The following is a 3,407-nucleotide window of genomic DNA, read 5'->3' as shown; positions in this document are numbered from 1 at the left end:
GATGCAGGTAGACCGCTCAACAAGAGTTTAGCGGTTTTTCCATTATCTTCTACCGCCTTGATCACTCCCCCTGCGCCAGAGGAATTGGATAATAAATTTTTAAGAGCAAGCGGTTTATCCGTTAGGCGAGATTCTGAACCCGAGGAGAGTTCTTTGTAGAGTTGGGGTTGTTGAGCAACACCCATCGTTTGTTCAACTACACCTGCAACTTGAATTAAACTCGATTGCAGGCTATCGGCCGGAAATGCTGACCACAGGGTTTGGGTGAGAGTATGGGTAAATAATCCCGCACTCCAGTTATCCCAGTTAATTTCAACGGCGACTTGTGAAGGTTTAAGATCGGAAGAGCACAATACCCGGAAATTGATTGGGACGGCGTTTTTCGAGTTGTTCTCTCGATAAGTTCAATTGAGACAAGAGTTGATCTTGAAAATCTTGTTCAGCTTGGGAGATTTTAGAAGTATTGGGACTCGCACTCGAACGAATGTGAAAAGCCCCCTGTTGGCTAAATCCCGGATAAGCATAGCTGGTGTCAAGAACTGTAATGACTTGATCAGTCGGCAGCGATCGCAGCAGTAACCAGAGTGTATCCTCTAGTAAGTCATTAATCTCGCCATCTTCTGTCGTGCTAGAAGTCCCATCAACAGGCACTAAAGCATTCTGACTCGTTGAGGAATTGGTCGTTGAATTTGATCGGGGAATAGAACTCCCATAGCCACTGAAATGAAAAACAACGACATCACCGGGTTTCGCTTGTTCGATCAGATGAGTAATAAAGGCATTTTCAATATTTTCACGAGTCGCCTTCTCATTACTCAGCGTGATAATATCTGAATCCGTGAACCCAAAGCGACAGGTCAAGAGTTCTCGTTGAAGTTCGATATCAGTAATGCACCCTCGTAACGGCTCAAAGCCGCTACTACTGCCTGGATATTGATTGATTCCGACAAGCAGTGCTAACTTCCGGCGAGTCGGTTGAGCGAGGGCTTGGTAATAGCGTTCGCTACCCATCCACCATTGTGTTTCACTGATTCCCAGTGCTGCTAGCAGTAGACTAGCCCGTTGCAAAAATTCCCGTCGTTGTAGTCCCATTCTCTCTCCCTGACATCCTACCCGGCTGCTGAAAACTTCTCACTTTTTTCACTTCATTAAATACCATACTAGGTCGAGGATGCTCAACGATTGTTCTATCAATCCAGCTATTTTCCTCAATCGGTCAGGTTAGCAAATGTTCAACTTGCTTTCCTTTGTCCTTTTATGATCTATTGTTTTGAGCCTTTTCACCTGACGATCTCTCAAAGACCGACTGAACTCAATAGGCAAGCGGCAGTTTCTAGCATTTTAACAGCTCTCTACTTTGAGTGAAGAAGTTTATCCATCCACTCAACCCCTGATCGGCATAATCGAGCCAAACTTAACTGCACTGACTGAAATTGTATCGTGCTTCATGCAATCAATATAGCGCTACGCGCTAGGCAAGAGGCAACAGCTCATCTGGCAAAAGTGGACTGTCAAAGGGTTCTAGGACTTAGGAATGTCCTAACCTAATTTTGTACTGCTATATACCCCTATCCCTGCAATTTTCTCAGAGACTGTCAATTAATCAGTAAAAACCTCTGGGGATTAAGCCTGGCCTATTTTAGTCTCACCACAAAAATGGTCACGCTTGATCGGGTAAAAAGGCTAATCTTCCGATCTCCACGCCAATCAAACAGCCCTGCTGGGATTAAGAGGTGATCTAAAAATTTAAGCTCTCGGTTGATTTTATATAAATAATTCGGTGTAATCGCGACAATCCCCTTCATCCTAGATGCACCCTAACCTTCTTAGGATAGGTTATGCTGAGGTTCATCCTCAGACTATTTGAAGATTACTAATCAGCACAGGAATAAAGGGAAGTTCTGATCAACTCCGAAGCCAAACAGAAATCTGACTGACAGACTTAACCCTGCATGGCTTTGACTAATTCTGCCGCGACTTCAGGACGAGAGAATTCCGGCGGTGGCATTTCACCCCGACGCAACATTTCCCGAACTTTGGTTCCAGATAGGTGAATCCGTTGATCTGGTTTACTCGGACTGGTTTTGCTGGTTGCCATCCCCTTAGTAAGGGTACAGTAGAAGGCGTGTTCAAACTTCATCGGGATGATCCCCAACTCCGAGGGTTCAAACTCCTCGAAAATATGTTGAGCATCATAGGTGCCATAATAATCACCCACACCTGCATGATCACGACCCACAATAAAGTGAGTACAACCGTAGTTTTTGCGGACAAGCGCATGAAAAATCGCTTCTCTCGGGCCTGCATAACGCATGGCAGCCGGGTTGATTGCTAAAATTACCCGATCTTTGGGATAATACCCGGACATCAAAATTTCGTAGCAGCGCATCCGCACATCAGCAGGAATGTCATCGGACTTAGTGGCTCCGACAAGGGGATGCAAAAATAAACCGTCAACGGTTTCTAAGGCGCATTTTTGAATGTATTCGTGAGCGCGGTGGATGGGGTTACGGGTTTGGAAACCCACAATTGTTTTCCATCCTCTTTCCCAAAATAAAGCCCGAGATACGGCAGGATCAAGCTGATATTGGGGGAATAAGGGGTGATCATCACGCTCGAGTAACCACACGGGGCCTGCGAGATTAATCGGCCCTTGTTCGTAGACGACTTTCACACCGGGGTGCTTGTCTTCTGTCGTCCCATAGACGTTGAGTGCTTCTTTTTCTTTGTCGTAAGTATATTTCTGTGTCAACTTGAGGACACCGACAAACTTACCAGAAGGAGAGTCTAGACGAATTAAATTTCCTTCGACTAAGGGTGTTGCCACCTCTTGGGTAACGGACAAGGTAATCGGAACAGACCAAGGTAAGCCGTTACTCAGGCGCATATCACTGACGACTGTTTCATAGTCTGCCTGTTCCATGAAGCCTGTTAAAGGGCTAAATCCACCGATGGCAATCATTTCTAGGTCGGACAGGGTTCGCTCATCGAGTTGAACGACAGGTAGGAAGTCGGCTTTTTCGAGAAATTCCTGCCGTTGTTCAGGGGAGGCAATGCGGTTTATTAGTTCTCCACCGTGGGGAGCAATTGCGTCTTTCTGCTGACTCAAGGGGACCTCTCTAGGTGAACGACAAGTTAGAGAAAATATTAAGTTTTTCTGACTACTTATCTTAACCTGTGATCGCCCAGTGTTTTTATGTAAATATACCTATTTGTGATAATTTTATTGTCAAAACAGGCGATCGCCGTTGAGTCTGCCCACTATTCTTTGCGGGGAAAGGCATATTCATAAAATATAAAATTTGTCAAGTTCAAGCGTCTATCAACCGGAAAAGCAACAGATTTCTGTCGGCAGAAAGATTTTTAAATGTGTTAAAACAGGTATCCTAGAAGCAAAATAGACTGAC

2 protein-coding genes and 1 pseudogene are annotated in these 3,407 nt (G+C 45.1%); all 3 read right to left on the bottom strand.

The window, feature by feature from the left end:
- A pseudogene (locus M595_RS26975) lies at window positions 1-353 on the bottom strand (caspase family protein); the annotation flags it as partial.
- A complete protein-coding gene (locus M595_RS26970; RefSeq protein WP_023069769.1) occupies window positions 334-1,092 on the bottom strand; it encodes a caspase family protein in 759 nt (252 codons plus the stop codon). The pseudogene M595_RS26975 and the gene M595_RS26970, both read right to left, overlap by 20 nt.
- 850 nt (window positions 1,093-1,942) lie before the next feature.
- Window positions 1,943-3,109: a sulfate adenylyltransferase gene (sat, locus tag M595_RS26965; protein WP_023069755.1), complete on the bottom strand. Its 1,167-nt coding sequence runs from the start codon at window positions 3,107-3,109 to the stop codon at window positions 1,943-1,945.
- Window positions 3,110-3,407: the final 298 nt, after the last annotated feature.

Origin of the sequence: Lyngbya aestuarii BL J, assembly GCF_000478195.2 — a bacterium.
GTDB classification, from domain to species: Bacteria; Cyanobacteriota; Cyanobacteriia; order Cyanobacteriales; family Microcoleaceae; genus Capilliphycus; species Capilliphycus aestuarii.
Note: the sequence above shows the minus strand (reverse complement) of the source record. Positions and strands in the feature narration are given on the sequence as shown.